The organism is Streptomyces sp. NPDC053367 (assembly GCF_044545925.1).
GTDB lineage: Bacteria > Actinomycetota > Actinomycetes > Streptomycetales > Streptomycetaceae > Streptomyces.
In genome coordinates this window covers 191494-207205 of the sequence record NZ_JBITYN010000009.1, presented here as the reverse complement: position 1 = coordinate 207205, position 15712 = coordinate 191494, and the positions used below count along the sequence as shown (strand labels likewise).

The 15712-nt window shown below is 73.0% G+C and carries 14 protein-coding genes and 1 riboswitch; of the genes, 7 read left to right on the top strand and 7 right to left on the bottom strand.

Features of this window, described 5'->3' with window-relative positions; genetic code table 11:
- Positions 1–67 precede the first annotated feature (67 nt).
- Positions 68–922 carry an SDR family oxidoreductase gene (locus tag ACIGXJ_RS25530; protein WP_399649605.1) on the top strand — a complete coding sequence of 285 codons (855 nt, stop codon included), beginning with the start codon at positions 68–70 and terminating at the stop codon, positions 920–922.
- Between the two features lie 181 nt (positions 923–1103).
- Positions 1104–2210, top strand: coding sequence for an EamA family transporter RarD (gene rarD / locus ACIGXJ_RS25525; protein ID WP_399650217.1), 1107 nt, complete (start codon positions 1104–1106; stop codon positions 2208–2210).
- Here rarD and ACIGXJ_RS25520 read toward each other — a convergent pair.
- Entirely contained in the window at positions 2188–2808 is a 621-nt protein-coding gene (locus tag ACIGXJ_RS25520; protein ID WP_399650214.1) for a CGNR zinc finger domain-containing protein, read from the bottom strand. The genes rarD and ACIGXJ_RS25520 overlap by 23 nt on opposite strands.
- A gap of 96 nt (positions 2809–2904) precedes the next feature.
- Between ACIGXJ_RS25520 and ACIGXJ_RS25515 the strand changes: the two genes are divergently transcribed.
- Positions 2905–3396, top strand: coding sequence for a VOC family protein (locus ACIGXJ_RS25515; protein WP_399649603.1), 492 nt, complete (start codon positions 2905–2907; stop codon positions 3394–3396).
- 62 nt (positions 3397–3458) lie between these two features.
- Here the strand turns inward: ACIGXJ_RS25515 and ACIGXJ_RS25510 are convergent, their stop codons facing one another.
- On the bottom strand, positions 3459–4811 hold the full coding sequence (locus ACIGXJ_RS25510; protein WP_399649600.1) for a tetratricopeptide repeat protein: 1353 nt from the start codon (positions 4809–4811) through the stop codon (positions 3459–3461).
- Between the two features lie 228 nt (positions 4812–5039).
- On the opposite strand from ACIGXJ_RS25510, the gene ACIGXJ_RS25505 reads away from it, so the two are divergent.
- Complete coding sequence (locus ACIGXJ_RS25505) at positions 5040–5621, top strand: flavodoxin family protein (RefSeq protein ID WP_399649597.1); 582 nt, start codon at positions 5040–5042, stop codon at positions 5619–5621.
- 39 nt (positions 5622–5660) lie between these two features.
- On the opposite strand, the gene ACIGXJ_RS25500 is transcribed toward ACIGXJ_RS25505, so the two are convergent.
- From ACIGXJ_RS25500 to ACIGXJ_RS25485, 4 genes are all read right to left on the bottom strand, one after another.
- On the bottom strand, positions 5661–6566 hold the full coding sequence (locus ACIGXJ_RS25500; protein WP_399649595.1) for an ABC transporter permease: 906 nt from the start codon (positions 6564–6566) through the stop codon (positions 5661–5663).
- Positions 6553–7527: an ATP-binding cassette domain-containing protein gene (locus ACIGXJ_RS25495; protein ID WP_399649592.1), complete on the bottom strand. Its 975-nt coding sequence runs from the start codon at positions 7525–7527 to the stop codon at positions 6553–6555. Before ACIGXJ_RS25495 ends, ACIGXJ_RS25500 begins: the two co-directional genes overlap by 14 nt.
- Before the next feature lie 103 nt (positions 7528–7630).
- Positions 7631–8833 (bottom strand): outer membrane lipoprotein carrier protein LolA, encoded by a 1203-nt coding sequence (locus ACIGXJ_RS25490; protein WP_399649589.1) that lies wholly within the window; start codon positions 8831–8833, stop codon positions 7631–7633.
- 258 nt (positions 8834–9091) lie between these two features.
- Positions 9092–10102, bottom strand: coding sequence for a polyprenyl synthetase family protein (locus tag ACIGXJ_RS25485; RefSeq protein ID WP_399649586.1), 1011 nt, complete (start codon positions 10100–10102; stop codon positions 9092–9094).
- A 240-nt stretch (positions 10103–10342) separates the two neighbouring features.
- Between ACIGXJ_RS25485 and ACIGXJ_RS25480 the strand changes: the two genes are divergently transcribed.
- A complete protein-coding gene (locus ACIGXJ_RS25480; RefSeq protein WP_399649583.1) occupies positions 10343–12304 on the top strand; it encodes a CocE/NonD family hydrolase in 1962 nt (653 codons plus the stop codon).
- A gap of 268 nt (positions 12305–12572) precedes the next feature.
- A riboswitch (cyclic di-AMP (ydaO/yuaA leader) is annotated at positions 12573–12753 on the top strand.
- Positions 12754–12757: 4 nt separating this feature from the next.
- Positions 12758–13228, top strand: coding sequence for a transglycosylase SLT domain-containing protein (locus ACIGXJ_RS25475; protein WP_399649581.1), 471 nt, complete (start codon positions 12758–12760; stop codon positions 13226–13228).
- A 7-nt stretch (positions 13229–13235) separates the two neighbouring features.
- Here ACIGXJ_RS25475 and ACIGXJ_RS25470 read toward each other — a convergent pair whose 3' ends face one another.
- The gene (locus ACIGXJ_RS25470; RefSeq protein ID WP_399649578.1) at positions 13236–14060 is read right to left on the bottom strand and encodes an HAD family hydrolase; all 825 of its coding nucleotides are present in this window, start codon (positions 14058–14060) and stop codon (positions 13236–13238) included.
- A 320-nt stretch (positions 14061–14380) separates the two neighbouring features.
- Here ACIGXJ_RS25470 and fahA point away from each other — a divergent pair, with 320 nt between their 5' ends.
- Complete coding sequence (fahA, locus tag ACIGXJ_RS25465) at positions 14381–15601, top strand: fumarylacetoacetase (RefSeq protein ID WP_399649575.1); 1221 nt, start codon at positions 14381–14383, stop codon at positions 15599–15601.
- Positions 15602–15712: the final 111 nt, after the last annotated feature.

The window sequence follows — 15712 nt, the reverse complement described above, 5'->3', positions numbered from 1 at the left end:
GGTACTTACGAATAGTTAGCGCCCCTCCTAAGGTGAGTGTCAGACCCCACCGAAGGAGACATGAACCATGGGCATCGTCGTCACCGGCGCCACCGGAAAGCTCGGCCGCCACGTCGTGGAGCAGCTGCTGGAGAAGGTCCCGGCCGAACAGATCACCGCGGTCGTACGGGACAAGGCCCGGGCCGCCGACCTCGCCGAACGCGGCGTGCAGCTGGCGGTCGCCGACTACAACGCCCCCGAGACCTTCGCCGGGGTCTTCGCGACCGGCGACCGGGTGCTGCTGATCTCCGGCAACGAGTTCGACAAGGGCCGCCCCGCCCAGCACAAGGGCGTCATCGACGCCGCGAAGGCCGCGGGCGTCGCCCTGCTCGCCTACACCAGCGCGCCCGGCTCCCTGACCGCCGCGCTCGCCGACGACCACCGCGCGACCGAGGAGATCCTGCTCGGCTCCGGCGTGCCCTACACGCTGCTGCGCAACGGCTGGTACTTCGAGAACTACACCGAGCACCTGGCCCCGGTCCTGGAGCACGGCGCCGTCGTCCAGGCCGCCGGCGACGGTCGCGTCTCCGCCGCCTCGCGCGCCGACTACGCGGCCGCCGCGGTCGCGGTGCTGACCGGCGAGGGACACGAGAACAAGACCTACGAGCTGGGCGGCGACACGTCCTTCTCCTTCGCCGAGTACGCGGCCGAGCTGAGCCGGCAGACCGGCCGGGAGATCGCCTACCGCCCCGTCTCGGTCGAGGCCCTCACCGGCATCCTCACCGGCGCCGGACTGCCCGAGCCGCTCGCGGTGGTCTTCGCCGGGGTGGACGCCTCCATCGCGAAGGGCGAGCTGGTGGTGCCGACCGGCGACCTGTCCCGGCTTGCGGGGCGCCCCACCACATCGCTCGAGCAGGCGGTCGCGGACGCCCTCAAGGGCTGACCTGAGGTGACCCCCACACCCTCGGCTTGTCATGACCGTATGGCGATACGGGCATGACATCCGGGGGTGCTCGGCGTTACCGTCGTCCGGACGGGTGACGGCGACGAGGTGAGGAGGGCCCGTGGGCGAGTCGAAGGGCGAGCGGCGCATAGGACTGCTGAACGGCTTCGCGGCCTACGGGATGTGGGGGCTGTTCCCCCTGTTCTTCCCGCTGCTGAAGCCCGCGGGCGCGGTCGAGGTCCTCGCCCACCGGATGCTGTGGTCCTTCGTCGTGGTCGCCCTGGTGCTGCTCGCCGTACGGCGCTGGCGCTGGCTCGGCGAGCTCGTGCGGCAGCCGCGCAGGCTGGCGCTCGTGGCCGCCGCCGCGGCGGTGATCTCGATCAACTGGGGCACCTACATCTGGGCCGTCAACAACGACCGGGTCGTGGAGTCCTCCCTCGGCTACTTCATCAACCCGCTCGTCACCATCGCCATGGGTGTGCTGCTGCTCAAGGAGCGGCTGCGGCCCGTGCAGTGGGCCGCCGTCGGGACCGGTTTCGCCGCCGTCGTGGTGCTCACCGTCGGCTACGGCCGGCCGCCGTGGATCTCCCTGGTCCTCGCCTTCTCCTTCGCCACGTACGGGCTGGTGAAGAAGAAGGTCAACCTCAGCGGCCTCGAGTCGCTGGCCGCCGAGACCGCGATGCAGTTCCTGCCCGCGCTCGCCTATCTGGTGTGGCTGAGCGGCCAGGGCGACCTGACCTTCGCCACCGAGGGTGCCGGGCACGCGGCGCTGCTCGCCGCGACCGGCCTGGTCACCGCGGTCCCGTTGGTCTGCTTCGGCGCCGCCGCCATCCGTGTGCCGCTGTCCACGCTGGGGCTGCTGCAGTACCTCGCCCCCGTCTTCCAGTTCCTGCTCGGTGTCGCCTACTTCCACGAGGCCATGCCGCCCGAGCGCTGGGCCGGCTTCACGCTGGTGTGGCTGGCGCTGACGCTGCTGACGTGGGACGCGCTGCGCACGGCACGCCGCAGCGCGCGAGCGCTGCGCGGCGGTCCGGAGGTGGCGGTGGCCGCCGAGGACGGCGTGGCCGGGGTGGAGGACGTGGCCGTGGCCGCGGCCGGCGCCGACAGTGTGGCCGGGGCGGGTGCGGCGGCCGGTGCGGGTGCGGTGGCCGGGGCGGGTGCGGTGGCCAGCTCGGGTCAGGTGGCCAGCTCGGGTCAGGTGGCCAGCTCGGGTCAGGTGGCCGGCTCGGGTCAGGTGGCCGGCTCGGGTGCGGTGGCTTCCGAGGTCAGGCAGGAGGCCCAGGCCTAGGCCTGGAGCCCGTGGGCGGGATGGCCTGTCCCGTTGTCGCGCCGCGGGCGCGGTGGGCGCGGACCTTCTCACGGTTGCCGCAGTGCTCCATGGCGCACCAGCGGCGCCGGCCCGGCCGCGAGGTGTCGACGAACAGCAGATAGCAGTCGTGCGCCCCGCACTCCCGGACACGGTCGGCGTACGGCCCGCTGAACAGCTCGATCGCGTCGAGGGCCAGCGTGGCCAGCAGCCGGGTCCCGGTGGCGCCCGGTGCCCAGGTCCGGGAGCCGTCGGGGGCCAGCCTGGCGATCAGGGGCGGTTCGGCGGCGGCCGCGTTGACGACGTCGAGGTGGCGCGGCTGGAGCGGCCTGCCGTGCGCCCGGTCGGCGGTGAGCAGGAACAGCGCGTCACGGAAGCGCCGCACCTCGCCCAGCTCCTCCTCGGTGACGGCGAGGTCCAGCCCGTCCGCCAGCCGGCTGCGGCCCACCCAGGTCACCAGGTCGGCGGGCTCGTGCAGCACCTCGTAGCGCGCGAAGGCGCCCGGGCCGCCGGTGGTCAGCAGCTCCAGGCAGAGGGCGCCGGGGTCGAAGCGGTACGGCTTGCCCTCGTGCGAGAGCAGGGTCAGGCCGGGCTCCCTCGACGAGGCTCCCGGCGTCCGCGGTGTTCTCGGCGTTCTGGTTGCCCGCTCAGTCACGTAACCAATATAACTGGTTACGTGACCGACATCGAGGCATCCACAAGCGAGGCCGGCTCTCCGGCACCCGTCCACTTCAAGGTCGTCATCGACGCCACGGATCCGCACACCCAGGCCGACTTCTGGGCCGCCGCGCTCCACTACGAGGTCGAGGACAACAACGCCCTCATCGAGCGCCTGCTGGAGCTCGGCGCCCTGCCGCGCGAGGCCGTCGTGGAGTTCCACGCGCGCCTGGCCTTCCGCGACCTAGTCGCCGTACGGCATCCCGACGACCCCGTCGACCCGAACAGTGGCACCGGCCTCGGCCGGCGGCTGCTCTTCCAGCGCGTCCCCGAGCCCAAGACCGGCAAGAACCGGCTCCACCTCGATCTGCACCCGGGCGAGGCGCTGCGCGAGCGTGAGGTGGACCGGCTGAAGGGGCTCGGGGCGACTGTGCTGCGCGAGGTGAAGGAGCCTTCGGGGCAGTGGGTGGTCATGGCGGACCCGGAGGGGAACGAGTTCTGCGTGAACTAGGACCGAGGTGCATGCCCCGCCGGTGGCTGACAGTCGGGCGGGGGCCGACGCGTCGGCCTCCGTCAGGCCGTCTCCGCCCGCTCCGCTCGTCCCTTGAGGCGGCCCATGCGGGCGTGCGCCGACTCCAGTTCCTCCAGGTCGTCGGCCGCGGGGCCGCCCTCTGCCACCAGCTCGGTCCACAGCCCGATCAGCTCTCGCCCGAGATGCAGTCCGAGCCGCGGGTCGCGCACCGCGCGCCAGGCCGTCGCCGCGCTCTGGACGTTGCCGTAGGCGGCCTCGGCGTCACGCCGAGCGCGGTGAACCCGGGCCAGCTCCAGGGACAGCGTCAGGGCCCGCTCGCCGTCTCCGGCCAGGTAGGCGATGTACGCGGCCAGCTCACGCAGCCGCAGCACTTCGGGGTGCTCCGCGCCCAACGCCCCGGACGCCTCCGCCAGCACCCGCCCGGCCAGCTCGGCAGCCCTGTCCACCTGCCCCGACCGCACGGCCTCGTTGATCCCGGCCATCGGCTCCGCCAGCGGACCGGCCACGCCCTGGCCCTCGTCGAGCACGGCTTCTGCGATGGCGTCGAAGCCCCGGGGAGGGGTGGGAGTGGCGGAGGTGGGTGAGGCGGGCTCCCTGAACGCCGCCGAGGCAATGGGCGGGAGGGGAGCTGTGGGGGCAATGGGCGGGAGGGGGGCCGTGGGGGCCACAGGGGCTTCGCGCGGCGCGACGGGGGGCGCGACGGGGGCCTCACGAGTCATGCGGGGCTCGGGCGCCGGTGCCCGGCCCGTGCCCGACTCCGGGCACAGGCCCTCCGTCGGCCGCAGGTACGGGTTCGGTTCCCCCGGCCGGGCGGACTGCGGCGGTGCCACGTACGGCGACCCGGCGGGCCGGGCAGCGGCCTGCCGCCCGTACGGCTCGGCCGCACGCGAAGGCGCCCCCATCACCGGCGGCGGCCCGAAGCCCCCCACCGAGGACGCAGGTGACGCCGGGGAGGGGAAGGGGGAGGCGTCCGCGGACCGGGACGGCGAGGGGGAGGAAGACGAGGGCTGCGAGGAGGGGGAAGGCTCAGCGGAGGCGGACGACGACGGGGCCCCGCCCTCGGGCGAAGCCCACCGCGGCTCAGGTCGCATGCGCACCGGCTCTCCCGTGAAGGTGCTCGCGCCGTCCGGGGCGACCTGGAGCGGGACGACGTACCCGATGCGCTCGTCGTGGATCCGGGCGAGGACGGGGCGACCGGCAGCGCGGGCGAGGGTGTGCAGATGCTTGAGGACCGCGCGCTGGAGCTCCTCGCCGGAGGGGGCGGTCACGCGCGCCCCACCGACCAGCGCGCCGGCCGCGGTGACGCGGACGTCGAGCGGCTCCGCCGGTCCGGCGGCGGGCGTCTCGGCGTCGAACGGCTGCTCGCGCTGCTCGCCGCGGCTGGATCGTGTCATCGTCATCGGTCCCCCCACTCACATGTGTCCGCGAACTCCGCCGGACACGCACTGTCGAGTCTCTCCGCTCAGCGGCTCTGCACACGTCACCACGACGTCACAGCCTCGTCCCAAGCGCCGGGCGGGGCTCCGCTCGCCCTGGAGATCAGGCCGCCCAGCCAGATAGATGCGTGTGCATATACTGTGGGGGTGCCTGGCGAAGGCACCACACCGAGACCTGGGGGACCCATGAACCGCCGCTTTCTCTTCCTGATCGCCGGCAGCCGCGCCGACGGCAACACCGAGCTGCTGGCCCGCCGTGCCGCCGAGCAGCTCCCCAAGGACGTCGAGCAGCGGTGGCTCCACCTGGCCGACCACCCCCTGCCCGACTTCGAGGACCTGCGGCACGCCCCTGACCGCGTCCGCTCCGCCGACCCCAACATCGAGCTGCTCCTCGACGCCACCCTCGCCGCGACGGACCTGGTGATCGTCTCGCCGCTGTACTGGTACTCGCTCTCCGCGCCGGCCAAGCGCTACCTCGACTACTGGTCCGGCTGGCTGCGCGTGCCCGGCGTCGACTTCCGGGCCACGATGGCCGGGCGCACCCTGTGGGGCGTGACCGTGCTCGCGCACCAGGAGACCGAGGTCGCCGACCCGCTCGTCGGCACCCTCAACCACTCGGCCGCCTACATGGGCATGCGCTTCGGCGGAGTGCTGCTCGGCAACGGCAGCAAGCCCGGTGACGTGCTGGACGACACCGAGGCCCTGACCCGCGCCAAGACCTTCTTCGCGCAGGAGGCACCCTTCGCGCGATTCCCCTACGACAGCTGACGGCCGGGCCCGTCCCGGGCGCCGATGCCCCGGGCGGTCCTAGGCGGTGATGTCCTTGGCGGTGAACCGCGCCCAGGCCGCCGAGCCGAACACCACCGCGTAGAGCGCCTGTATCCCGAGGTTCTTGCGCAGGTCCTCCCAGTAGACCGGCTCGCGCATGAGGTCGGCGAAGGACAGCCAGTGGTGCGAGAAGAAGTACGGGTGCAGGGCGCTCAGCTGGGGTATCTGGTCGAGGATCTGCACGGTGATCAGCAGGCCCACGGTCGTCGCCATCGCGGCGATGCCGCTGCCGGTCAGGGTGGAGACGAACAGTCCCAGCGCGGCGATCCCCAGCAGGGACGCGGCGACGACCAGGGCTATCAGCACCGCCCGGCCGAGGCCCTCGGCGAAGCTGATCCGGGTCCCGGAGATGGTCGTCAGGTCGCCCAGCGGAAAGAGCAGTGCGCCGACCGCGAGCGCGGATATCGCGACGGTGAGGGTGGCCGCCAGGCAGAAGGCGACCACGGTGGCGTACTTGGTGAGCAGCAAGCGGGTGCGGCCGGCGGGCGCGACCAGCAGATAGCGCAGGGTGCCCGCGTTCGCCTCCCCGGCGAGGGCGTCGCCGGCGACCACGCCGACGGCCATCGGCAGGAAGAACGGCAGGGTCGCCGCGAGGCCCGTGAACACCAGGAACAGGCCGTTGTTGGTGATCTGCGAGATGAACGCCGGCCCCTCTCCGCCGCCTCCGCCCAGGGACGAGCCGTCACTGGTCTCGATCTTCACGGCGATCCCGACCAGCACCGGCACCGCCGCCAGGACACCCAGCAGGGCGAGGGTGCGCCAGCGCCGGAAGGTGGTCAGCAGCTCGCTGCGCAGCAGGCCGAAGGTCCACAAGGGGTTCGGCCGGACGGCGGCCTCGGCCTGCGCCGCAGTCTTCGTCTCAACCCGCGCCTCAGCCCGCGACATCGAATCCCTCCCCCGTCAGTGCCACGAACGCCTCTTCCAGCGAGGGCCGTTCGACGCCGAAGCCGCGCACCCGCACCCCTGCCTTCACCAACGCGGCGGTGAGATCGGAGAGTTCCCGCTCAGGCGGCTCTCCTGTCACCCGGTCCCCGTCGACGACCACATCGCCCACGCCCTGCTCCTTCAGCACCCGAGCCGCGTCCCCCGAGTCCGGCGTCGTGACGACGAGACGCCCGCGCGCCCCGGCCGCGAGGTCGGCGACCGGCCCCTGGGTGATGAGCCGGCCGCGGGCCATGACGGCCGCGTGGGTGCAGACCTGCTCGATCTCGTCGAGGAGGTGGGAGGAGAGGAACACGGTCGTGCCGTCGGCGGCGAGTTCCCTGACCAGGGTGCGGATCTCCCGCATGCCCTGCGGGTCGAGCCCGTTGGTCGGCTCGTCCAGCACCAGCAGCCGGCGTGGCTGGAGCAGGGCCGCTGCCAGCCCCAGCCGCTGCTTCATGCCGAGGGAGTACACCCTGGCCTTCTTGCCGGCCGCGGCCGCGAGCCCGACCCGGTCCAGCGCGGCGGCGACCCGGGCCCGCCGGGTGCGCGGGTCGGCGGTGGGGTCGGCCGCGTCGTAGCGCAGCAGGTTGTCCCGGCCGGAGAGGAAGCCGTACAGAGCCGGGCCCTCGATGAGCGCGCCCACCTGCGGGAGCACGGCGCGTGCGGCGCGGGGCATGGGCTGCCCCAGTACGCGTGCCGTGCCCGAGGTGGGCTCGATCAGGCCCATCAGCATGCGGATGGTGGTGGTCTTGCCGGAGCCGTTGGGGCCGAGGAAGCCGAAGACGCTGCCCGCCGGGACGGTCAGGTCGAGGCCGTCGACGGCGAGCTGCCCGCCGCGGTAGCGCTTGGTGAGGCCGCGGGTGGCGATGACACCGTCACCCGCGTCGCTGCGGTCAGGCTTCCTGGCGGGCGCTGCGCTCATGCTTCCCCGGCTCCCTCGACTCGTCGTACGCGCGTACGGTACTCACTGCCCCGCGCGCACGCCCTCCACCGCCGGCGGCACCCCTTTCGCCACGGACCGGTGGTCAGCCCCGCGACTCGGCCGCCTTCACCAGCGCGTCCTCGGTGACCGCGCCGACGTAGACCTTGCCGTCCTCGGTGATCAGGGCGTTGATCAGGCGGGTCTCGAAGACGGTGCCGGAGCCGAACTTGCCGCTGACGTGGTCGCCGAGGGAGTCCAGGAAGCCGCCGAAGTCGCCGGCCTCCTCGCCGGAGGGGATGCCCTCGCCGCCGGTGTCGAAGGTGGCTATCGCGTTCCAGCCCTCGCCAATGGTGTTCATGCCCTCGGTACCGCGGGCGGCGGCGTCCTCCTCGGTCTCGAACGGCTGGGCGGCCGTGGGGTGTTCGTGGCTGTCGCCCTGGGTGACCTTCGCGCCCTTGGGCGGGGCGAAGTCGAAGGTGGAGGCGGCCGGCCGGGCGAAGCTGACCTGGGTGAAACCGACGTCCACGACGGCCGCGCCGCCACCGGCCGGGGTGAGTGTGAACTTCAGCGGCGTCCAGGTCTTCGCGTCCACGGCGATGCTGATCGCGCCGACGGTGGTGCCGGACTGCTTGGGCTTGATCAGCAGCTTGTAGGTGTCGCGGCCGGCGACCCGGGCGGTGCCGTCGACCGTGACGGACGTGGTGTCGTCGACCGCCTTCAGCGCCTGCTCGGCGAAGTCCTTGGGCGTGGCGGGCACGTCCGCGGCCTTTCCGCTCTCGGCGGTCGTGGAGTGGTAGACCTCGTTGGACTTGCTGTCGTAGCCCCAGACGTCCTTGCCGTTGTGGATGACGCTGTACTCGGCGGCGTCCTGGAGCAGCGACACCTTCTGCCGGTCGGGGCCGTCGGCGGCCACGCGCAGGGTGTGGGTGCCGGAGGCCAGTTCGGTGAGGCGGGCCGACGGGTCGGCCGCGGAGCCCTCGCCGCCGGCCCCGTCCTGGGCGGCGCCGGCCAGCAGGCCGCTCTCCAGTCCGCCGAGGTCGGGCAGGCCGAGGTCGGTGTTGACACGGACCGTGCCGGACAGCTGCTCGGTGTCCGACTCGGCGATGTGCTGGACGAGTTGCTCGGCGCTGATCTTCGGCAGGTCGGGGCTGCCGGAGTCGGCCAGTGCCGGGACGAGCCCGATGGTCGCCACCGCGACGCCGGTCACCGCGACCGGGACGACGTACCGCGCGGCCCTGCGTCGGCCCGCGCGCTGGTCGTCGGACTCCGCTGCGGTGGTGCTCTCGTCGGATTCGTACGGTGCCATGTGTGCCCTACCTCCGTGTCGGCGGCGGCCGTTCAGCTCGATGCGCACTGTTCACCCTGAGCCGCCATTCTCACCCGATTCGGTGAGGAGTGGTGTTTTCCGTCTGGTCTCCATCTGACCAAATGCCCGCCGCCGGGGCGTCACTCTCCGGAGCCAACTCCGCGTACTACTGCGGTATGACACACAAGGGCGGCGCCTCCCCCGACCCGTAAGGGTCCAGGGCGCGCCGCCCTTGGGCGATCTCGGTCGAACGGGTCGTCAGCCGGCCCGGTGCACCACCGCGTCGCACAGCTCCATCAGCGCCGCCTTCGCGTCGCACTCCTTCAGCGGCACGAGCGCCGCCCGGGCCTCCTCCGCGAACCTGATCGTGTCGCGGCGGGCCTGCTCCAGGGCGGGGTGCGCCCGCATCGCGGCGAGCGCCTCGGCGTGCCGGGCGTCGTCGGTGAGGTCGGAGTCGAGCAGTTCGCACAGGGCGATGTCCTCGGCGAGCCCGAGCCGGGCCGCGCGCTCGCGCAGCCGCAGCACCGGCATGGTGGGGATGCCCTCGCGCAGGTCGGTGCCGGGCGTCTTGCCGGACTCGTGGGAGTCGGAGGCGATGTCCAGGACGTCGTCCGCGAGCTGGAAGGCGACGCCGAGCCGCTCACCGTACTGGGTGAGGACGTCGACGACCGTCTCGTCGGCGCCGGACATCATGGCGCCGAACCGGCAGGAGACCGCCACCAGCGAGCCCGTCTTGCCGCCCAGCACGTCCAGGTAGTGGTCGACCGGGTCGCGGCCGTCGGCCGGTCCCGCGGTCTCCAGGATCTGCCCGGTCACCAGGCGTTCGAACGCCTCGGCCTGCACGCGGACCGCCTCCGGGCCGAGGTCGGCCAGGATGTGCGAGGCGCGGGCGAAGAGGAAGTCGCCGGTGAGGACGGCCACCGAGTTGCCCCAGCGGGTGTTCGCGCTGGGCACGCCACGGCGCACGGACGCCTCGTCCATGACGTCGTCGTGGTACAGCGTGGCGAGGTGGGTCAGCTCGACCACCACCGCCGAGGGCACGACGCCCGGCGCGTAGGGGTCGCCGAACTGGGCGGCGAGCATCACGAGCAGCGGCCGGAACCGCTTGCCGCCCGCCCGCACCAGATGCTGGGCGGCCTCGGTGATGAAGGGCACCTCGCTCTTGGTGGCCTCGAGCAGCCCTTCCTCGACAGCCGCCAATCCGGCCTGGACATCGGCTTCCAGAGCCTGGTCCCGCACGCTCAGCCCGAACGGCCCGACGACGGTCACGAGGGGTCTCCTGTCTGCTGGTGTCTACTGGCGATTACGCGGTATGTCGATAGGTCGCTGCCATCACTCAAGTCAGCGTATCCGGTCACGTTTCGATCACTGCTGCCACCCACCCCGCAGGCCGGGCGGTATTGCGGCACGGCCGGTATGTTGCTGATCAACCGATAAGAACGGACATTTATCGACTCAACAGAGCGCCGCCCCAACGCTGAGCCCAGGTACCCCCCGAGGGATCCCGCCATGCGCATCCGTACGTCCTTCCCCCACGACACGGCCCACGAGGACCTGCGCGTCCCGCTCGCGGACGGGACGCTGCTGTATGCGCGCGTGTGGCGGCCCCTGACGGACGAGCCCGTCCCGGTACTCCTGGAGTACGCGCCGGACCGGCTGACCGACTCGACCGCGGTCCGTGACGCCCAGCGCCACCCCTGGTACGCGGGGCACGGCTATGCCTCCGTCCGGGTGGACGCCCGCGGGTACGGCAACAGCGAGGGGCTGCCCGCGGACGGCCGCTCGGCCTTGGAGACGGCCGACGGGGTGGACGTGGTGCTCTGGCTGGCGGCCCGGCCGTGGTGCGACGGCAGGGTCGGCATGTTCGGCATCGGCCGCGGCGGCCTCAGCTCCCTCCGTGTCGCGGCTCTGGCGCCCGAGCCGCTCAGGGCGGTCGTCGCGGTCTGCTGCGCCGACGACCACCCCGACAACGAACCGCACACCGCCTCGGGTTCCGTCCGGGCGGAGGAGGTGCTGACCCGCTCCGCCGCGGCCCTCGCCCGGGTCTGTCTCCCGCCGGACCCGTCGTACGCCGGTCAGGGCCGGCGCGATCTGTGGCTGAGGCGGCTGGAGGCCGTCTCGCCGGCCGTGCACACCTGGCTGGACCGGCAGCCCGGGGACGCGCCCTGGCCGCAGGGCGGCGGCAGTGTGGACCCCGACGCGATCCGCGCGGCGGTTCTCGCGGTGAGCGGCTGGCACGACCCGTACCGCGACACCGTGCTCCACCTGCTGGAGCGCCTGCCCGCCGACCGGGTCCGCGGCCTGCTCGGCCCCTGGCCCCACCGCTATCCCGACCGCGACCGGCCGCCCGGCCCGGCGATCGGCTTCCTGCAGGAGACGCTGCGCTGGTGGGACCACTGGCTGAAGGACGAGGACACCGGCGTCCTGGCTGAGCCCCTGCTGCGCTCCTACGTCACCGACGCGCACCCTCCGGCCACGACGTACCCGGCCCTGCCGGGCGGCTGGGCCGGGGAGCCCGCCTGGCCCTCGCCGAGGGTGACACCGGTGACGTACGCCCTCCGGGGCGCCCCCGTCGTCGTACGGTCGCCGATGCACACCGGTGTGGACGCCGGCCGCTTCCGGCCCCTCGGCCACGACGCCGACCTGCCGCCGGACCAGCGGGAGGAGGACGCGCGCTCGGCGTGCTTCGAGTTCGAGGTGGGCGAGGAGACCTGGGTGCTGGGGCGGCCCCGGGTGCGGCTGCGGCTTGCCTGCGCGGCGCCGCGCGGGCAGGTGGCCGCCCGGCTGTGCGACGTGGCCCCGGACGGGTCCTCGACGCTGGTCACCCGCGGGACGCTCGACCTCGTGGCCGCCGGGCCTGCGCAGCGGGCGGACTTCGAGCTGGGCGCCGTCGGGTACGCCTTCCCGGCCGGGCACCGCATCCGGCTCGCCGTCTCCTCGGCGTACTGGCCGTGGATCTGGCCCGAGCCGGGGTCGGGGGCCGGCTTCACGCTGGACCCGGCCGGCAGCACGCTGGAGCTGCCCGTGCGCTCGCGCGAGGCGGGCGCCGAGGTCGGCTTCGAGGAGCCGGAGCAGGCCGAGCCGCTGGGGGTGAGCCTGCCGGCCACCCTGGACGAGCCCCGGCCGGAGCGGGTGGTGGTGCGCGAGGTCGCCGAGGGCCTGTGGCGCCTTGAGGTCCTTCCGGTCCGTGGCGGCACACGCGTGTACCCGGACGGTCTGGAGCTCACCGAGGAGGCGCTGGAGACGTACACGATCCGCGCCGACGATCCGCTGTCGGCCCGCGCCCGCGCCGAGTGGTCGGTCCGGCTGCACCGGCCCGAGCTGCCCTGGGAGGCCACGGTCCGCACCCGTTCGGAGATCGGCTGCGACGGGGAGCACTTCGTCACCTCGGACGAGGTGGTCTGCACGGAGGGCGGCGAGGTCGTGTTCCACCGCACCTGGGAGAAGCGGATTCCACGGGCCGCCGATTAAGGGCGAGTTGGGCTCGATGTCTCAATTGCCGCTCTTGTGATCGACGGTGAGATGACTCACTGCCCGGCCGGTCGCGCGGCGGCCTGCCCCGCCGGCGCAAGCCGCCTCCCGCCGCCTGGTTGAGCGGCAGTCGCCATAAAGGATCAAGTGCCGCAAACAGACTGGATCATGCCTGACCGGTGCTTTGTGTGAATCCGGCACTTGTTTCGCGCATGTGCTCTCGCATACGTTCCCGGCCTGCCGGGCGGACGCCTAGTCCTGCCGCCGCCCAAGGCACCCACCGACATCGCAGCGGCAGGAGCGGGGGACCCAGGTAAGTCGCCGTCCCGGACGTCGTACCAGCTACGACACCCGGGACGGCTAGGGGTGAAGCCATGCCTTCTTCGGCACGGCCGGGCACCTTTCCGCCCGAACCCGACAGCTCACCTCGCAGGCGCCGGAGAGGAATTCCCCATGCCTGCGCACACGCATGCAAACCGCCGTCCCCGTCTCGCCCGTGCCCTCGCCGCCGCCGGTGTGGCCGCCGCCGCGCTCGCGCTGCCGCTCGTCGGCGCGACCGGCGCCTCGGCCGCCCCCGCGGCCACGGCGACGGCGACCGTGTACCCCGACAACCTCGACGGCTGGATCCGCCAGTCCCTCGACGTCATGGCCCAGCACGGAATCCCGGGCAGCTACGACGGCATCTACCGCAACATCATGCGCGAGTCCTCGGGCAACCCCCTCGCCATCAACAACTGGGACTCCAACGCGCTCGCGGGCACCCCCTCCAAGGGCCTGCTCCAGGTCATCGACCCGACCTTCGCGGCGTACCACGTGCCGGGCACCGCCTTCGACCCGTACGACCCGGTCGCGAACATCACCGCCGCCTGCAACTACGCGGCGGCCCGCTACGGATCGATCGACAACGTCTTCGGCGCGTACTGATCCCTCCTCAGCAGTAGATCCGTTCGAGGACGACGGCGATGCCGTCGTCCTCGTTCGAGCAGGTGATCTCGTCGGCCACCGCCTTCAGTTCCGGATGCGCGTTGGCCATGGCCACGCCGTGCGCGGCCCAGTCGAACATCGGGATGTCGTTGGGCATGTCGCCGAACGCCAGCGTGTCCCCGGGCGCCAGCCCGAGGTGCCGGGCCGCCAGTGCCAGGCCGGTCGCCTTGGTGACACCGCACGGCTGCAGCTCCACGGTGCCCGGCCCGGACATGGTGACCGTGGCGAGCGATCCGACCACCCCGCGCGCCACGGCAGCCAACTCGTCGTCACCCAGACTCGGATGGCGCAGCAGCACCTTGCTGATCGGCTCGCACCACAGATCGTCGCGCCGCTCCACCCGCACCGCAGGCAGCGTCGGGTGGGGCATCGTGTAGCCGGGCTCGATGAGGGTGAGCCCGTCGACGCCGTCCTGGTCCACGGCCGCGTACACCTGCCCCACCTCGGCCTCGATCTTGCCGAGCGCGGTCTCGGCCAGCTCCTGGTCCAGGGTGACGGACCACAGCAGCCGGTCGGCGCCGACGTCGTAGAGCTGCGCGCCCTGCCCGCACACCGCGAGCCCCGTGCAGCCCAGGTCCTCCAGCAGGGGGCGCACCCGGGGCGCGGGCCGGCCGGTCACCACCAGATGTCGGGCGCCGGCGTGCGCCACCAGCGCCAGAGCGGCCCGCGACCGATCGGAGAACGTGTCGTCGCCGCGAAGCAGCGTGCCGTCCAGATCGGTGGCGATGAGTGAGTACGGGGTGCGCTCGGCATATGCGGTGGGTGCGGCCATGATCAGAGAATACGGACATCGCGCGCCCCCTCCCCGGCGCCGACCGGCCCCCGCAGGGCGCCCGTCCCAGCCCACACGCCCCTTCAACTCCCTTTCACTCTCCGGGATTTCACCCCCAGGTGTCGCCCTGCGAACCTACGACCTCCCCGTCGGGCAGCCTCCTCTCCCCCGACCGGCGGCGGCACCCCGCCAGCCCCTGGGGCACTGCCCAAGACGGCCGCCTCGGCCGTAACGTGTGGCCCAGCCGCCCGCCCGTGCCCGCACCGGCGGGCGGCCGCACGGCACCGCACACGGCACGCACGAGAGCGAGGCACAACCGCATGCCCCCCTTCGATGTCCCCGAAGGCGACCCCTTCGGCCCGCACAACCTTCCGTACGGTGTGTTCTCCACCGGCGGCCCGGACCAGCGGACCGTCGGCGTCCGGCTCGGTGACCACGTCCTCGACGCGGGCGCGGCGGCCCGGGCCCTCGGCTCCCCCTACGTCACCCTGCTCGCCCAGCCCTCCCTCGACCGGCTGCTGGCCGCCGGCCGCACGGCCTGGTCCGACGTCCGGCGCGCGCTGACGGCCTGGGTGACGGTGCCCTCGTACCGCGAGACCATCGAGCCGCTCATGCACCCGCTCGACTCGGTGACCCTGCACCTGCCGTTCACGGTCGCGGACTACGTCGACTTCTACGCCTCGGAGAACCACGCCCGTAACGTCGGCCAGATCTTCCGCCCCGACGCCGAGGACTCCCTCACCCCGAACTGGAAGCACCTGCCGATCGGCTACCACGGCCGCTCCGGCACGGTCGTGGTCTCCGGCACCGACGTCATCCGGCCCTCCGGCCAGCGCAAGGCCCCCGCCGACCCCGCGCCCGTCTTCGGCCCGTCCGTCCGCCTGGACATCGAGGCCGAGGTCGGCTTCGTCGTCGGCACGCCGTCGCCCATGGGCAGCAGCGTGCCCCTCGCCGGCTTCCGCGATCACGTCTTCGGCCTGTGCCTGCTCAACGACTGGTCCGCGCGCGATCTCCAGGCCTGGGAGTACGTCCCCCTCGGCCCGTTCCTCGGCAAGTCCTTCGCCACCTCCGTGTCGGCGTGGATCACCCCGCTGGAGGCGCTGGAGGAGGCCCGTGTCGCCCCGCCCGAGCGCACCCACCCGCTGCTGCCCTACCTCGACGACGGCGACGAGGAGCCCCACGGCTACGACCTGCGCCTCTCCGTCGCGATCAACGGTCATGTCGTCTCCGAACCTCCCTTCTCCACCATGTACTGGACCGCCGCCCAGCAGCTCGCCCACATGACGGTCAACGGCGCCTCCCTGCGCACCGGCGACCTCTACGGCTCCGGCACCATCAGCGGCCCCACCGAGGCCCAGCGCGGCTCCCTCCTCGAACTCACCTGGAACGGCCGCGACCCCCTCGAACTCCCCGACGGCAAGCGCACCTTCCTTGAGGACGGCGACGTCGTCACCCTGACCGCCTGGGCTCCCGGCCCGGACGGCACCCGGGTGGGTCTCGGCGAGGTGACCGGGCGCGTCGTGCCGGGCCGGGTCGACTGAGGGCTCGCTCCGCGGGTGAGCCGGCCGGGATCCCCGGGATCCTGGGGGTGAGCCTGTTTGGTTCCGCCCCGGCGAGGGCACTGCGGCACCGGGTGAGCCTGGCCCGGGGTG

Bases quoted from the DNA above. Each gene is read 5' to 3' on its own strand.
- ACIGXJ_RS25530 (WP_399649605.1), top strand. From the start codon at position 68: ATGGGCATCGTCGTCACCGGCGCCACCGGAAAGCTCGGCCGCCACGTC.
- rarD (WP_399650217.1), top strand. From the start codon at position 1,104: ATGTGGGGGCTGTTCCCCCTGTTCTTCCCGCTGCTGAAGCCCGCGGGC.
- ACIGXJ_RS25510 (WP_399649600.1), bottom strand. From the start codon at position 4,811: ATGACACGATCCAGCCGCGGCGAGCAGCGCGAGCAGCCGTTCGACGCC.
- ACIGXJ_RS25505 (WP_399649597.1), top strand. From the start codon at position 5,040: ATGAACCGCCGCTTTCTCTTCCTGATCGCCGGCAGCCGCGCCGACGGC.
- ACIGXJ_RS25500 (WP_399649595.1), bottom strand. From the start codon at position 6,566: ATGTCGCGGGCTGAGGCGCGGGTTGAGACGAAGACTGCGGCGCAGGCC.
- ACIGXJ_RS25495 (WP_399649592.1), bottom strand. From the start codon at position 7,527: ATGAGCGCAGCGCCCGCCAGGAAGCCTGACCGCAGCGACGCGGGTGAC.
- ACIGXJ_RS25490 (WP_399649589.1), bottom strand. From the start codon at position 8,833: ATGGCACCGTACGAATCCGACGAGAGCACCACCGCAGCGGAGTCCGAC.
- ACIGXJ_RS25480 (WP_399649583.1), top strand. From the start codon at position 10,343: ATGCGCATCCGTACGTCCTTCCCCCACGACACGGCCCACGAGGACCTG.
- ACIGXJ_RS25475 (WP_399649581.1), top strand. From the start codon at position 12,758: ATGCCTGCGCACACGCATGCAAACCGCCGTCCCCGTCTCGCCCGTGCC.
- ACIGXJ_RS25470 (WP_399649578.1), bottom strand. From the start codon at position 14,060: ATGGCCGCACCCACCGCATATGCCGAGCGCACCCCGTACTCACTCATC.
- fahA (WP_399649575.1), top strand. From the start codon at position 14,381: ATGCCCCCCTTCGATGTCCCCGAAGGCGACCCCTTCGGCCCGCACAAC.